General features: G+C 36.2%; 13 protein-coding genes and 3 pseudogenes. 14 read left to right on the top strand and 2 right to left on the bottom strand.

Annotated features, from left to right (window positions below):
• Positions 1-198: 198 nt before the first annotated feature.
• The 11 genes and pseudogenes from BBP83_RS13570 to BBP83_RS13515 all read left to right on the top strand — a co-directional run bounded on the left by BBP83_RS13570 (position 199) and on the right by BBP83_RS13515 (position 8,942).
• A pseudogene (locus BBP83_RS13570) lies at positions 199-595 on the top strand (PDDEXK family nuclease).
• 5 nt (positions 596-600) lie between these two features.
• Positions 601-1,137 (top strand): hypothetical protein, encoded by a 537-nt coding sequence (locus BBP83_RS13565; RefSeq protein ID WP_068889458.1) that lies wholly within the window; start codon positions 601-603, stop codon positions 1,135-1,137.
• 1,075 nt (positions 1,138-2,212) lie between these two features.
• Positions 2,213-2,389: a hypothetical protein gene (locus BBP83_RS15340; RefSeq protein ID WP_171258113.1), complete on the top strand. Its 177-nt coding sequence runs from the start codon at positions 2,213-2,215 to the stop codon at positions 2,387-2,389.
• A gap of 139 nt (positions 2,390-2,528) precedes the next feature.
• Positions 2,529-2,885, top strand: a complete 357-nt coding sequence (locus tag BBP83_RS13555; protein ID WP_068889455.1) for a roadblock/LC7 domain-containing protein — start codon at positions 2,529-2,531, stop codon at positions 2,883-2,885.
• 53 nt (positions 2,886-2,938) lie between these two features.
• Complete coding sequence (locus BBP83_RS13550) at positions 2,939-3,376, top strand: DUF559 domain-containing protein (protein ID WP_068889454.1); 438 nt, start codon at positions 2,939-2,941, stop codon at positions 3,374-3,376.
• Positions 3,336-3,983: pseudogene (locus tag BBP83_RS13545) on the top strand (putative metallopeptidase). The gene BBP83_RS13550 and the pseudogene BBP83_RS13545 overlap by 41 nt, the downstream one beginning before the upstream one ends.
• Before the next feature lie 533 nt (positions 3,984-4,516).
• Positions 4,517-4,899: pseudogene (locus BBP83_RS13535) on the top strand (hypothetical protein).
• A gap of 86 nt (positions 4,900-4,985) precedes the next feature.
• Positions 4,986-5,183: a hypothetical protein gene (locus tag BBP83_RS13530; protein ID WP_068889451.1), complete on the top strand. Its 198-nt coding sequence runs from the start codon at positions 4,986-4,988 to the stop codon at positions 5,181-5,183.
• A 68-nt stretch (positions 5,184-5,251) separates the two neighbouring features.
• The gene (locus BBP83_RS13525) at positions 5,252-5,830 is read left to right on the top strand and encodes a lysozyme (RefSeq protein WP_068889450.1); all 579 of its coding nucleotides are present in this window, start codon (positions 5,252-5,254) and stop codon (positions 5,828-5,830) included.
• Entirely contained in the window at positions 5,827-6,195 is a 369-nt protein-coding gene (locus tag BBP83_RS13520) for a hypothetical protein (RefSeq protein ID WP_068889448.1), read from the top strand. The genes BBP83_RS13525 and BBP83_RS13520 overlap by 4 nt, the downstream gene beginning before the upstream one ends.
• A gap of 518 nt (positions 6,196-6,713) precedes the next feature.
• Complete coding sequence (locus tag BBP83_RS13515) at positions 6,714-8,942, top strand: phosphocholine-specific phospholipase C (protein ID WP_068889447.1); 2,229 nt, start codon at positions 6,714-6,716, stop codon at positions 8,940-8,942.
• 420 nt (positions 8,943-9,362) lie between these two features.
• Here the strand turns inward: BBP83_RS13515 and BBP83_RS13510 are convergent, their stop codons facing one another.
• On the bottom strand, positions 9,363-10,622 hold the full coding sequence (locus BBP83_RS13510; RefSeq protein ID WP_078055452.1) for a phosphoethanolamine transferase family protein: 1,260 nt from the start codon (positions 10,620-10,622) through the stop codon (positions 9,363-9,365).
• A gap of 551 nt (positions 10,623-11,173) precedes the next feature.
• Positions 11,174-11,602, bottom strand: coding sequence for an arsenate reductase (glutaredoxin) (gene arsC / locus BBP83_RS13505; protein WP_068889446.1), 429 nt, complete (start codon positions 11,600-11,602; stop codon positions 11,174-11,176).
• Positions 11,603-11,684: 82 nt separating this feature from the next.
• On the opposite strand from arsC, the gene BBP83_RS13500 reads away from it, so the two are divergent.
• From BBP83_RS13500 to arsH, 3 genes are read left to right on the top strand one after another with little or no spacing between them, the layout of a single operon-like run.
• On the top strand, positions 11,685-11,981 hold the full coding sequence (locus tag BBP83_RS13500; RefSeq protein WP_068889445.1) for an ArsR/SmtB family transcription factor: 297 nt from the start codon (positions 11,685-11,687) through the stop codon (positions 11,979-11,981).
• A 4-nt stretch (positions 11,982-11,985) separates the two neighbouring features.
• Entirely contained in the window at positions 11,986-13,026 is a 1,041-nt protein-coding gene (gene arsB / locus BBP83_RS13495; RefSeq protein WP_068889444.1) for an ACR3 family arsenite efflux transporter, read from the top strand.
• A 3-nt stretch (positions 13,027-13,029) separates the two neighbouring features.
• Entirely contained in the window at positions 13,030-13,734 is a 705-nt protein-coding gene (gene arsH, locus BBP83_RS13490; protein ID WP_068889442.1) for an arsenical resistance protein ArsH, read from the top strand.
• Positions 13,735-13,932 lie beyond the last annotated feature (198 nt).

Genomic DNA, 13,932 nt, shown 5'->3' with positions numbered 1-13,932 from the left:
CCCCGAATACGGTTAGTGTTCGGGTGATAGTTGAGTAGTGAAAGCTCATGGGGTTATTCAGGGAAGTGGCATAGATGCTGGGGCAAATTCAATAAGAACCTGTCTGCTAGACCTCATGAGTTTGGGTTATGTGGAGCGGGTAACGGTTTGTACTTATAGAGCCACCGGCAAAGCAAAACAGTTATTTGGGGTGACTGTGTGACCAGCATCTCAATCGCTGATTACAAGAAGATCAATAAATCAAAACGCAGGGCCAAGCGTCCTGCATCGGTCAAGAAAGAGCAAGTGGTGAGTGAGGGTGAGGCGGTTTTATCTCAGCACCTCAGGGCACACAAGATCAAGTTTGAACAGGAGTTTAAATTTAATGCAGATCGGAAGTGGAGAGCTGATTTCCACCTGGTAGAAAAAATGATTTTGATTGAGGTTGAAGGCGGAATTTGGAGCAATGGCTGTCACACAAGGGGGTAAAGGTTATTTAGGGTATATGGATAAATATAACTCGGCACAGGGGTTGGGTTATCAGGTATATCGGTACAGCACTGAACAAGTAAAAAGCGGTTTAGCACTAGAGCAAATTTTAAAGCGAATAGGGTGATTGGGATGAATGTAGTAATGGCAGAAAAATTTGAATGGTTGACTCATGGCATTACTGCAAAGTCACCAAACTTTGAGCCACAAGCACATGGCACTGGGGAGAAACCTTTGAATTACGAAGATCATTTGGGTGCTATTGCATCGATGGAGACGCAACTTGCTAAGTCGGTAACAGCGCTGATTGTGTTTGATGGGAAGTGCGAGAGTGATGTCCGTATTCACTTAGTAAATATCATGCTTCAAAACGCCGTGGCATATAAGAGGCGAGAGCCTGAACAAATCACAATGAGCCACATGGCTTATTTAGTTGCCCGAATGGTGATTGATTTCGCCTTGGACCCAACACTTGAGAATAACTTTACTGCTCAAGGTCGATTATATTATGCGGGGATTAATGGGCATCAGATGACACAGAATGTTTATCGACTCACATGGAAGGGATATGAAAACCTTATGGCTCTAGCGATTGAATCAGCAATTGATGAAGCATCAAAAGCTATTGAGATGTATAAAAGAAATACTTACAAAGAAATGAAGGCGTGAAGCTATCATATCTAATGATAACTAGGGTATCTTATTTCTATACTGGTCGTATTGTGGTTTGACCAACAAAGTTTCCAAAGCTCATCTTGTGATGGATTTTTTTTTAAGATTAAAAGTTTATATACCCACTTACCCAAAATTAGTGGGTATTTTTTGTTTATATACTTGAAGTGTGATTGAAGTCGCAAAATATACCAAGTATAATGATATGAATACTCTTCGTTAATGAAGAATAGTTTTTAAGTTTTCTGCCTGCGCCTTCCCCAAGGAGCAGGTTTTTTTTGCCAGCTGTTTGTATAATGTGGGTAAGTTATAACCATATGGTGGGCAGGGATGCATATTTGTATTGGTGGTGATTTAGAGGGATGGGTAATTAGGTTAGATAAGAATCGCTTCAATGCAAGCGAAGTTCACAGAGGTAAGATCTCTGATTACATTAAGCAAAAATATCTTATTAATGCTCAGGTATTTTATTTCTGGCGACATACAGAAATGAGTATATGTGATGCTACTAGGCGAATTGAATTGATATTGAAAAATAAGTTCAATTGATTATAGCAACGAAAGCCCGGTCATTTGATCGGGCTTTTAAATGTGAAAATAATTTACCATTTGGTATATTTATTAATTGCATTATGTTAAAAATCAGTTACCATTATCGTATAAACAGATTCACCATGGCATGTAGTGCATTTAGTTTATAGCCTGTTTCTTTCTCCAAGAGGGACAGGCTTTTTTCTTTCCTGAGTTTTAAATAGCTCGAATTCGATACCTTTAAAAATTTCGAATTAACCCTATTAAATTATTGGGGATGCTGGATAGCCGTCTAATGATAATCCCTCTCATATCCCATAATCGAGATTAAGGAGAAAGCTATGATCTATTTCCTTCGTAAATTATTTTGTCTTCACGCTTATGAATTTGATTACGACCCTGATTGTGGATATACACAAGAATGCCGTAAATGCGGTAAAGATGATTAAGTAATTTCTCCATTGCCGAACGTATTACGGCACATAAAACCCTGTCGCATTCTAGATGTTGGCGGGGTTTTTCTTTTCTATTCGAGGTATCCATGACAGACCGTGTGCAAGCGAAACAAGACTTAGAATTTTGCAGTGCTGATCTGTCAAAATATCAAAACCTAAGTCGAACTGGATTGACGCGGAATGAGATGCTGGCGATTGATGGCATCATGATTAAGTTGAAAGAGCGAATTAGGAATTTGCGAGAAGCTTTACATATTTTCTAATTTTTTGATAAGTTTTTATGGGTTTTGATATAAAAGGTAAAATTTTGTCATTGATAATATTAATGAAATATGTAATTGTTGAGAATTGTTAGGAAAAATTTGTCTCCTATTTTTTTTATTCCATAAAGGGTTATTATTAATGGCTAAATTAAGCTTGGAAGCTTTAAACGATATTGATGGTTTTGTAGTTGGCGCACTTGTTGATAGTGAGAGTGGCTTAACTTTGGCTTCTATGGGTTCAGGCCTAGACTTGGAGCTTGCTGCAGCTGGAAATACAGAAGTAATTCGCGCTAAACGCCGTGTGGCAAAATCTTTAGGCTTGAATGATGCGATTGAAGATATTTTAATTACTTTAGGTAAGCAATATCACTTGGTTCGCCCACTCGATACGAATGATTCATTATTCCTATACCTTGTTTTAGATCGTCAAAAAGCTAACTTAGCTATGGCTCGCCATGAATTAAAACGTTTTGAAAAAGAATTAGATTTTTCTTAAAATTAAAAGTATATAAAAACCGCCTTCGGGCGGTTTTTTAATGGGTGCTATTTATGGATGCTGACAGCTATTTCTGGAAAACAAAGAAACGCCCACCTAAAAATAAACTACGCTCTAAACCCTTACCTAAGGCTAAAGAAAAATATTTAGAAGCTGAAGAAACTCTATTTCAGGAATTAGAAAAAAACCTAATTGGTTATGAGTGTAAGTTTCAATTTGAACCTACCAAAAACTGGCGATTCGATTTTCATATTGTGAAGTTGAGACTTCTTATTGAAATAGTGGGTAGCCCATGGTCGGTTGGTCGTGGTGGGAAAAAGATAGCAAACGCATTCTGTAAATATGATTTTGCTGAGGAAATGGGTTATAGGCATATACGCTTTGAATCTGATCATATTGAATCGGGTTATGTCATTCAGTGGATTCAAGATCACTTAGGGAGATTAGAAGATGGAACAGATCAGACTATTTCCACCAACAGACCTAATTGATCGAGCAGAAGAGCAAGAAGCAATTCTGCTTGCACCCGCCGTAGATTTGAAGGATTGGGTGATTAAAAACTGGTTGACGATTGGCGGAGAGCTTCACAACCCAGATCATGACCATATTGCTGAGCTCATTCACGACGATGAGAACTTTTTGGCATTTGCTTGGGCCTCATCTGCATTTATGGCTCAAAATCGCATGGTATTGGGTCAATGTGACAATGTGAAAAGGTGATGTTTAATCAGGGTGGTTGGAAGAAGGCTCGACAAGAGCAACAGATGCGAGACTGGTTTGGTTGTGTACCTGTTTATCTCATCACCATTGATGCCAGTTATTGTGAAAATACAACTGACCGTGAGTTTTGCCGTTTGATTGAACATGAGTGGGGTAGAGCGGGATGCAGATGGTGAGCCAATCTATAGCGATAACACTGGCCTGCCTAAGCATTGCTTAGCTGGTCACGACGTAGAGGTATTCTTTGGTGAAACCAAACGATGGGGCGCGGATGAATCAGTCAAACGTCTCGTTGAAATTGCGAAGAATGCGCCGTTTGTATCAGAAACTAATATTTCAGCGTGTTGTGGGAACTCTGTAATAGGTTGGACTACATAGTTTTCTGGGTGCTGAGTAGTTGTTTGACGCTACTAAATTTTAAGGGTATAAATAACTCATAACACAATAATTTTATGAGAACTTTATGCATAACTCAACTTCTAAAAAACTTCTTAAAGTGGCGGGCAAAATAGTGATCTGTTTTTTTAATACAAGTTGATCACTATTTTTGTAAATCCAAAAGAGGTTTTTGAAAATGAGCGGAATTCTAAAAGTAATTGTAATTGACCTTGTGACAATCGTGGTCGAAGTTTCATTTGAAACATTTCATCTGTTGGGCACTTTATTGAAATCTTCATACAATGAATTTGGTTTTTCATGGAAATTATTTCGAGTGTTCTTGTTTGAACATTTAAAGCTAGCTACCATTTTTTTTGTTAAGTCATTTTTCGAAAAACTTAAAGATGTTCTTTTAAATGTCTTTATGAATGCGTTTAAAGCAAAAGTATATATGTATCTGATTTCATAGGAAGCAGAGATTGGAAAACTCACCTAAGGGTGAGTTTTTTATTGCCAAAAATTAGGAGGAATTAATGGAACCAGTGTCTACAAGTAGCCTTGTCACGTTTTTAAAGTTTTATGGTGCAGCAATTATGGTCACTTTAGCAATAGCATTTGTTGCAACGGTTGTGATCATGATGCGTCTACCACGTTCACCGCAAGAATGGGCGGTAGGTTTAATTTGCACAGTTGTATCAAGTTTGGCTGGGGGGCATTCATCATTGTGAAATAGGGCTTACATGAGTGGGTCACTGATATTTGGGGAATGATTGCTTTAGGTGGTTTCTTCTTAGTGTGCGGGTTACCGGGTTGAGCGATTGTCAGATGGACATTTAACTTCATTAATAAGCAGGAAGGAAAGACCATTATTGATGTAGTAAAAGTGCAAAAGATGATTTACGCAAATAGAAAATAAATGTGATTTAGTTCTCAATAAATTATTGAAATGATTAATTGTGATCATTATACTTCGCGCTTATAGGTTTTCTTGAGATTTTTAAAATGGCTACGATTTTATGGGATGGTGAAAGCGTGTTTCCTGAAAAAATTGAATTATTTCAAAAATTCTTAAAAAAATATCTAACTTCTTTGAATAGTGTAGAGCTTTTAGAGGGTAAGCCATTTCATTATGATCTTGATGGTGATGAATTTTTAAACCCAGATATCCAAAAATATTATTATTTATGGTCTATTGCTTAATAGGCATTTAGCATGCTCAATTTATACCGCCATGTAGGCGGTTTTTTTTATGCTTAAAGGAAAGTGAAATGAAACAAATATTCGATTTTTTAAGAAAGATCAGCGGTGGAACACTTACTCAAAAGCAAGTTGATGCAACCAATGAAGTGATTGCAACTGCTACAGATTCAACAGTGGCTGATATGTTGGGTATTGCGATTGATCAAATGGTCGTTAGCCTTTTTGGTATTGATCTCATATGTGGCTTTGAGGGCTTGCGCTTAAAAGCCTATGACGATGGTGTGGGAGTGTGGACTATTGGTTTTGGTACCACGGTTTATCCCAATGGCATACGTGTTAAGAAAGGTGATACCTGCACTGAAGCACAAGCCAAGGCCTACATGGTCTATGATTTAAAGAAGTTTGAATCAGCTGTAAATAATGCTGTAACAGTACCACTGAATCAAAATCAGTTCGATGCGCTGGTATCGCTTACCTACAATATTGGTCCAAGCGCTTTTAGCAAATCAACATTGGTTAAAAAATTCAATGCTGGTGATATTCGCGGTGCAGCAGAACAATTTGATGTGTGGGTGAATGCTGGTGGTAAACGCATGCAAGGATTAGTAAATCGCCGTGCGAAAGAGAAAGAGGTATTCCTCAAATGATATGGGCAACACTTTGGAAACTTAAATACTGGATCGCAATTGCGGTCCTTTCTTTTATCTGTATTGGACAACTGGCATACACAAATCATTTATCAAAAAAGCTTCGTGTTGCAAGTGGTGAGCAGTGCACAGCAAAGATTCAAGTAATTAAGCAAAAGCATATAAAAGCTTTGGCTGAAAAACAGAATGCAATAAATCAAGTGAGCGCAGATTATGAAAAAGCAAAATCAGAACAGCGGATCAAAGCTGAAACAGTTACACATGAGCTACAAAAGATCATTGATCGCCCTGTGTATAAGCAGTTTTGTTTTGATGATGATGGGGGGGCAGCCGTCAACTCACTTATCGCAAGTGATTCCAGCTAATTTACTAGAACCTTGCCCTGATTTGCAAAAATTGGAGTCAGGGCGGGTAAAGCTGTAATCTGTAGACACTGTGGCCAAATATAGTGACTGCAAAGCGCGACATGGTGCGATAGTGAAGACCCTTAAGTGAGGGGCATTTCGTATAAGCGATTTATGTTAAATGAGCAGTAATTATATGTAACCTTATACAGTTTCTTATATTTTTTAATTACCATTTTTAATTTAGAAAAAGAGCAACTGTATTGATATGAACCATTTGTACATATGTGATGTCGTAATAAATATGACACCCTATTGTCATATCACTTATCTATGGTATTAGCTTCTTTTATTATGGATAAAGCAAATGTTGCAAAAATTAAAGGGCAGTTTTAAGCGAACATATTTTCTGCCAATTTTACTCATACTCACTGCCTGCAATGATTCAAATGATGATCAGTCTATAACTCCACCTGATAATTCCAAAAAACCATTAATACGTTGTGCACCATAAAAATAAGAATAAAAAGGGAAATACTGTGATTAATCGTCGTCAATTTTTAGTAAATACGCTTAAAACAAGTTTTGGTGCTGCTGCCTTATCTACATTTCCGGCCAGTATTCAAAAAGCATTAGCTATTCCTGCAAATAATAAAACCGGAACAATTCAGGATGTCGAGCATGTAGTTATCTTAATGCAAGAAAACCGTTCATTTGACCATTATTTTGGAACATTAAAAGGGATTCGCGGTTTTGCAGATCGTTTCACTATTCCTCTGCAAAATGGGCGTAGTATTTGGCAACAACAACGTAGTGATGGTTCATTATTAACGCCTTTCCATTTAGATGGATCAAGGAGTAATGCGCAACGCGCACCTGGTACAAATCATACTTGGATAGACAGCCAAAAAGCTTGGGACAATGGCCGAATGTCAAATTGGCCAACTTATAAAACCGATTACGCAATGGGTTATTTTAAAGAACAGGAAATCCCTTATCAGTTTGCTTTAGCTAATGCCTTTACTATTTGCGATGCATATCACTGTTCAATGCACACAGGTACAGATGCCAACCGTTCATTTCATTTAACGGGTACCAATGGTGCAGTACCGACTAGTACCGCTTTTGTTAACAATGAATGGGACTGGATTGATGGTGATCCAAAAAATGTTGATATCGGCTACACATGGAAAACTTATGCCGAACGTTTAGAAGAAGCAGGTATCAACTGGATCTGTTATCAAAATATGCCAGATGAATGGGGTGATAACATGCTCGGTGCATTCCGTACTTTTAAAAAAGCTAATATTGCTTCAGGCTACCCTGTTTCAAGTGGTGGTGCGCCGAATAGTCCGTACAATAAGGTGGCTCAACCGTTGCCTTATAAAGCTTACGATGCCACAACCGATAATGCTAAAAATCCTCTGTATAAAGGTATTGCAAATACCCTGCCCGGCAATAAACCAGAAGAATTTTTAGATGCTTTTAAAAATGATATAAAAACAGGAAAACTTCCTCAAGTTTCTTGGATCAATGCACCATCAATCTATTGTGAGCATCCTGGTCCATCAAGCCCAGTTCAAGGTTCTTGGTTTATTCAGGAAATCTTAGATGCGTTAACAGCAGTACCAGAGGTTTGGAGTAAAACTGTTTTTTTAATCAATTTTGATGAAAATGATGGTTATTTTGATCATATTCCTTCACCTTCTGCACCAACGCTACAAGTAGATAATACTTATGCTGGCAAATCAACACTCAGTCAAGCCGATATGCAACATGAATATTATGTGCATGATGCACCATTGGGGAGTACCAGTCAGCCTAAAAAAGACAATGGGGTATATGGACCTGGTCCACGTGTACCATTATTTGTAATCTCACCATGGAGTCGTGGTGGAATCGTTAATTCTCAGGTATTTGATCATACTTCAGTATTAATGTTTTTAGAAAAACGTTTTGGTGTAAAAGAAAGTAATATCAGTCCTTATCGTCGTGCAATTTGTGGTGATTTAACCTCAGCCTTTAACTTTGAAAATCCAAATGAAGATGTACTACCAGAATTAAGTGGTAAAAAAACTCGTGAGCAGGCAGATCAGCTTCGTTCAGATCAGCAAAAGTTACCTAAAGTTCCGATTCCAACCAATTTACAACTTCCAATCCAAGCCAGTGGGATCCGTCGTTCTAAAGCATTACCTTATGAATTACATACCAGTGCACGTTGTCAAAATGATGGCACGGTTAAATTACTCTTCTCTAATACAGGTACACAAGGTGCAGTTTTCCATGTCTATGACAAGTTAAACCTTAGTGCTATCCCACGTCGTTACATTGTAGAAGCAGGAAAAACACTAGATGATGTTTGGAGTGTCAAAAAGGATAACCAAGGAATGTACGATCTTTGGGTAATAGGTCCAAATGGCTATCATCGACATTTTCGAGGCGATTTAAACCGTAATCAAGATCTACAAATCAATCCTGAAATACGGGTGTGTTATGACATTAATAATGGTAATGTCTATGTGGATTTGATAAATATTTCGACTAAAGAAGTAGATTTTATTTTAACACCTGTTGCTTATCGTACAGATGAACCTCTTAAAATTAATGTTAAAGCTCAAGAGACTGTCACTCAACACCGAGAGTTAAAAGATACATGGCAATGGTATGACTTTGCCGTTACATGTAGTCAAGACAATAAGTTTTATCGGCGCTTTGCTGGTCGTGTAGAAATAGGTACAGACTCTGTTAGCGATCCAGCAATGGTTTAAGAATTCCCATTGTTAAATTTCAATACTTACTTTCTAGGCTTATTCAGTACTATATTTCATAACTGAATAAGCTTTTTTATAATTATTCTTTAGCATTAGTTATAGGAGTTAAAACTATGGTTACTACTCTTTAAATATTATCCCTAATTTTTAGGCAGAGCCTAAGCATTTTAGTTAGGAAAATTCTCATTAGAGTTAAATTTTTAAGAAGTATTCAAAATATTTTTGATATTAACACAATACAGCTTATACGAAATGCTTAAAATTTAGTTATAAGCATCAATATCTTAATATGAAACCATGATGGGGTTCAGCGCACTATCATGGTTTCTTTGTGACTATTCACTATGACTGTAAGACAAAAGCATGGCTCAATAGTGAAGGCCCTCAAGTGAGGGCTGATATAAGTTATAAGAAAATCTAAAGGCTACTTAAATTAATAGCTGGTTCATTTTCTTTTATATCTAATAGTTTTTTTTGGTTGTATACATCATCGTCATCTTTACAATCAAATAATGAATATGATGGAACTTGCTTATTTAGAATTCCAATCCAATCAGCTAGGCCATTTGTAAAATTTAGGCCTGATTTAAAAGACGTACATCTTTTTTGAGTCAGTGAGTCAGAGCTTACTGTAAATAAAGGAACTTCATAAGATTGTCTATGATCTCCAACGCGTAAATTAATATTTTCATTATTTAGACTAGAAGATAGGCCGTGATCAGAAAAATATAACATTGAAAAAGTTAATTTATTAACTTTTTGTTCATTTAGTAAAATTTTATAGATGTCTTCTAAAATTGAGTCTGTTTTCTTGATAGATGATATGTAGCAATTTATTTCATCATATTTTGGATCAATATTTTCTAAAATTTTAGGATAATCTATGATTCTATCGCAGGAATTTGGATGAGATCCATATAAATGCAAGACAACAAGTTTTTTATTCTTATTTTGAAGAGTTTTTCTAAACTCAGGAATGAGTGAATAATCACTAGTGTTCATTGAATTATACTCTAAATTTTTAATAAAGTATTTATATTTACTTTTTTGAGCAATAGCAGTTATTGGGGTATCATATTTTCCTAAATACCCTTGATTAGATATCCAATATGTTTCTATTCCTGAGGAGTTAACTAAATCTATAAAATTTTTGTCATATTGAGGTGATATATTGTTTTTAGGTTGTGTCAACATTAATCTCAGAGATGAAATAGTATTATTTCCTGTGGCTGTTAATCCATCGACAATAACTCCATTTGATTTTGACATAAATGGAGTGTTAGGGATTGGATAATTATAAGCATTAAGATAGTCTCGTCTTACACTTTCACCAATAATAAGAATATAAGTATCATATTTAGAGTTGTTTAAAGTAGACTTACCCCAGGTATTTTTATGCTTTAGATCATTTAATTTTTTTATCTCTTGATTTACTAATTTAATTGCATCGCTGCTATCCCTAAAAAATTGAAATGGGGATTGTTGTAGCATAGCTGTAATGATAAAAATTATTAATAATGTTTTGTTTCTATAAAATTTAACATTAAATTTTTTGATAATATTGTAATATAAAAGAATACTAGGGACTATACTTAATCCTAGTAAGTAGTTTTTAATTGGGATATTTTTAAAAAATTCAATAGATTCATTTACATCTGTAGCTAATATTGATGCCACATATTGATATGAAACTTTACCAAAAAATAATCCGATTGGTGTATATACTGCATAAATTGAAACTAATGGAATAATAAAAAAATAAAAAAATTTTCTGGATGAACTGCACAGAATAATTAGAATACATAATAAAAAATATCACTTACTGAATTATCAATGCCAATACCCATAAGCATTATGTTGCAAGCGATAAAAAGAAGCATAAGAGCAAATAAAGTATAGTAAAGTCTTTTGCGCTTTATTGGAATTGACATGAAAATAGGCTAGAATAAATTGCTATGTTATACTTCATTAATTATTCTATTTCAACTAGATATCGTATTTTTTTTAGAAGAGTAAACATAATACGGATTATCCAAAACTCTTAAAATTTAGTCGTAATCATCAATATCTTATATGAAACTATGATGAGGTTCAGCGCACTATCACGGTTTCTTTGTGATTATCACTATGACTGCAAAGCGCGACATAGTGCGATTGTGAAGGCCCTCAAGTGAGGGCTATTATGTATAAGAGATTTATGTTAAATAGACATGTTGAATACGTGAAATTTACTTAATTCTATTGCCATCTTGATCAATGATCATTTCACCATCTTCTTTGCTAAATGCATTGAGTTGAGGAGCCGATAATATATCCAGTACTAACTCAGATGGTCTGCATAATTTAACACCCAGTTCCGTCACTACAAATGGACGATTTATTAAAATCGGATACTTAATCATAAAATCTAGTAATTGATCATCTGTCCAATGCTGTTGATCTAATTTTTGACTTTCAAAAGGTTCAACATTCTTCCGAATAGCTTCACGCACAGAGAGTCCCGACTTTTCAATTAAATTAATTAATTCCTCTTTGCTTGGTGGGGTTTTTAGGTATTCAATTATTTCTGGTTCATTCCCTGTATTAAGAATCAAAGCCAAGGTATTTCTTGACGTTCCACAAGCAGGGTTATGATAAATCTTAATCTTTTGTGACATGAAATTTACTCTAGTATTAGCAATATTGCATTTATATATGGATATGCGTATATTCGCAATAGCAAATATGTGAGTATGGATTATGGATCAAGCAGATTTCTTTAAGTGTCTTTCTGACCCGACACGTTTGGATATTTTAAAGCTTATTTTGGCAAGAAAAAATGTCTGTGTTTGTGAGATCACAGAGCAATTACAGCTCAGTCAACCCAAGATTTCTCGACATTTAGCTTTACTTCGAAATCTTTCAATTCTGCTAGACGAGCGCAAAGGACAATGGGTGTATTACCGATTGAATCCTAATTTACCTGAATGGGTAAATTCAGTCTTAGAAGTTCTTAATAGCAATATTGGTTCACCTATTTCGGTTCAATGCGAGTAATAGCATGTCAACGTCAAAACTCTCATTCTTAGATCGTAATTTAACGCTATGGATTTTTATTGCGATGGTATTGGGTGTAGGGATTGGGGTGTTTTTCCCCCAAGCATCGGTTGCCTTAGACAAGATGAGTATTGATTCAGTCAATATCCCGATTGCCGTTGGTTTGATTTTGATGATGTATCCACCACTGGCCAAGGTGGACTATGCAACGTTGCCACAAGTCTTTAAAGATAAACGAACGCTCACTTTATCCTTGGTTCAGAACTGGCTCATTGCACCTTGTTTAATGTTTACTTTAGCCATCATTTTTCTACAATCCTATCCAGAATATATGACAGGTGTGATCCTGATTGGCTTGGCCCGTTGTATTGCCATGGTCTTAGTGTGGAATGGTTTAGCATGTGGTGATAATCAGTATGTTGCAGGCTTGGTCGCATTTAATAGCATTTTCCAAATCCTGTTCTTTAGTACCTATGCTTGGTTATTTTTGACCTTCTTACCACCTTATTTTGGTGTAGAAGCACAAGTTATTAATGTCAGCTTCTGGACCATTACCCATGCGGTTCTGGTGTATTTAGGGATTCCCTTTTTATTGGGTTTTTTAACCCGATTGATTCTAGTCAAACAAAAGGGATTGCTTTGGTATCAAAGCAAATTTATTCCCAAAATTAGTCCGTTAAGCCTTATTGCGCTGTTATTTACCATTGTTGCCATGTTTAGCCTGAAAGGTGGTCAAGTCGTTAGCTTGCCATTCGATGTGCTCAGAATCGCTATTCCTTTGACCATTTACTTTGTGGTGATGTTCTTCATTAGCTTCTTTATGAGTAAGTGGATGGGGAATGATTATCCAAAAACTGCTGCGATCTCTTTTACTGCGGCAGGTAACAATTTTGAATTGGCTTTAGCCGTTGCCATTGCAACCTTTGGATTGGCATCACCTGTGGCTTTTACAACAGTGATTGGACCATTGGTTGAAGTGCCTGTATTAATTGGCCTAGTGAGTGTTTCACTCTGGCTGAGAAAAAAAGTTTTTAAAGAGGTATAAACTATGACTCTCCCAAATGTAGATTTGAATCTTCTTGAACAACCGACTTTAGACAAGGTTCAAGCCAAAGAACTTGATCATCCACCTCGTATTTTGCTGCTTTATGGTTCAAACCGAGAACGCTCATACAGCAGACTTGCGGTGATGGAAGCAGGACGTATCTTGGAATATTTTGGCGCTGAAGTAAAAATTTTCCATCCAAAGGGACTACCTTTGCCTGAAGATGCAGATACTGAACATCTTAAAGTTAAAGAGTTGTATGACTTATTAGCTTGGTCGGAAGGCATGGTGTGGTGTTCACCTGAACGTCATGGTTCGATGAGTTCTATTTTCAAATCACAAATTGACTGGATTCCATTGGCAGGCGGTGCGATTCGTACAACGCAAGGAAAGACTTTGGCTTTGATGCAGGTCAGTGGCGGTTCACAGTCATTTAATAGCTTAAACCAGATGCGTATTTTAGGTCGTTGGATGCGCATGATCACCATTCCAAACCAATCTTCCATTCCTAAAGCATTTCTAGAATTTGAAGAAGATGGACGTATGAAACCATCTTCTTACTACACGAGAATTGTGGATGTAATGGAGGAACTTTATAAATTTACCCTTTTAACTAGAGGACAATCAGATTATTTAACTGATCGTTATTCTGAACGAGTTGAAAGTGCAGAAGAGCTGTCAAAACGTGTAAATCTAAAGAGTATTTAGTTTCTCTACAATTAACATAATACACCTTATACGAAATTCTTGAAATTTAGTCATAAGCATCAATATCATATATGAAACCATGATGGGGTTCAGCGCACTATCATGGTTTCTTTGTGATTATTCATTATGACTGCAAGACAAAGCATGGCTCAATAGTGAAGGTCCTCAAGTGGGGCAATTTCGTATAAGTGCCATTAT

Origin of the sequence: Acinetobacter celticus (genome assembly GCF_001707755.1) — a bacterium.
GTDB lineage: Bacteria > Pseudomonadota > Gammaproteobacteria > Pseudomonadales > Moraxellaceae > Acinetobacter > Acinetobacter celticus.
This window is presented reverse-complemented; position numbering and strand designations above follow the sequence as displayed.

Bases quoted from the DNA above. Each gene is read 5' to 3' on its own strand.
- arsH (WP_068889442.1), top strand. From the start codon at position 13,030: ATGACTCTCCCAAATGTAGATTTGAATCTTCTTGAACAACCGACTTTA.
- BBP83_RS13525 (WP_068889450.1), top strand. From the start codon at position 5,252: ATGAAACAAATATTCGATTTTTTAAGAAAGATCAGCGGTGGAACACTT.
- BBP83_RS13565 (WP_068889458.1), top strand. From the start codon at position 601: ATGAATGTAGTAATGGCAGAAAAATTTGAATGGTTGACTCATGGCATT.
- arsB (WP_068889444.1), top strand. From the start codon at position 11,986: ATGTCAACGTCAAAACTCTCATTCTTAGATCGTAATTTAACGCTATGG.
- BBP83_RS13530 (WP_068889451.1), top strand. From the start codon at position 4,986: ATGGCTACGATTTTATGGGATGGTGAAAGCGTGTTTCCTGAAAAAATT.
- BBP83_RS13500 (WP_068889445.1), top strand. From the start codon at position 11,685: ATGGATCAAGCAGATTTCTTTAAGTGTCTTTCTGACCCGACACGTTTG.
- BBP83_RS13550 (WP_068889454.1), top strand. From the start codon at position 2,939: ATGGATGCTGACAGCTATTTCTGGAAAACAAAGAAACGCCCACCTAAA.
- BBP83_RS13520 (WP_068889448.1), top strand. From the start codon at position 5,827: ATGATATGGGCAACACTTTGGAAACTTAAATACTGGATCGCAATTGCG.
- BBP83_RS15340 (WP_171258113.1), top strand. From the start codon at position 2,213: ATGACAGACCGTGTGCAAGCGAAACAAGACTTAGAATTTTGCAGTGCT.
- BBP83_RS13555 (WP_068889455.1), top strand. From the start codon at position 2,529: ATGGCTAAATTAAGCTTGGAAGCTTTAAACGATATTGATGGTTTTGTA.
- arsC (WP_068889446.1), bottom strand. From the start codon at position 11,602: ATGTCACAAAAGATTAAGATTTATCATAACCCTGCTTGTGGAACGTCA.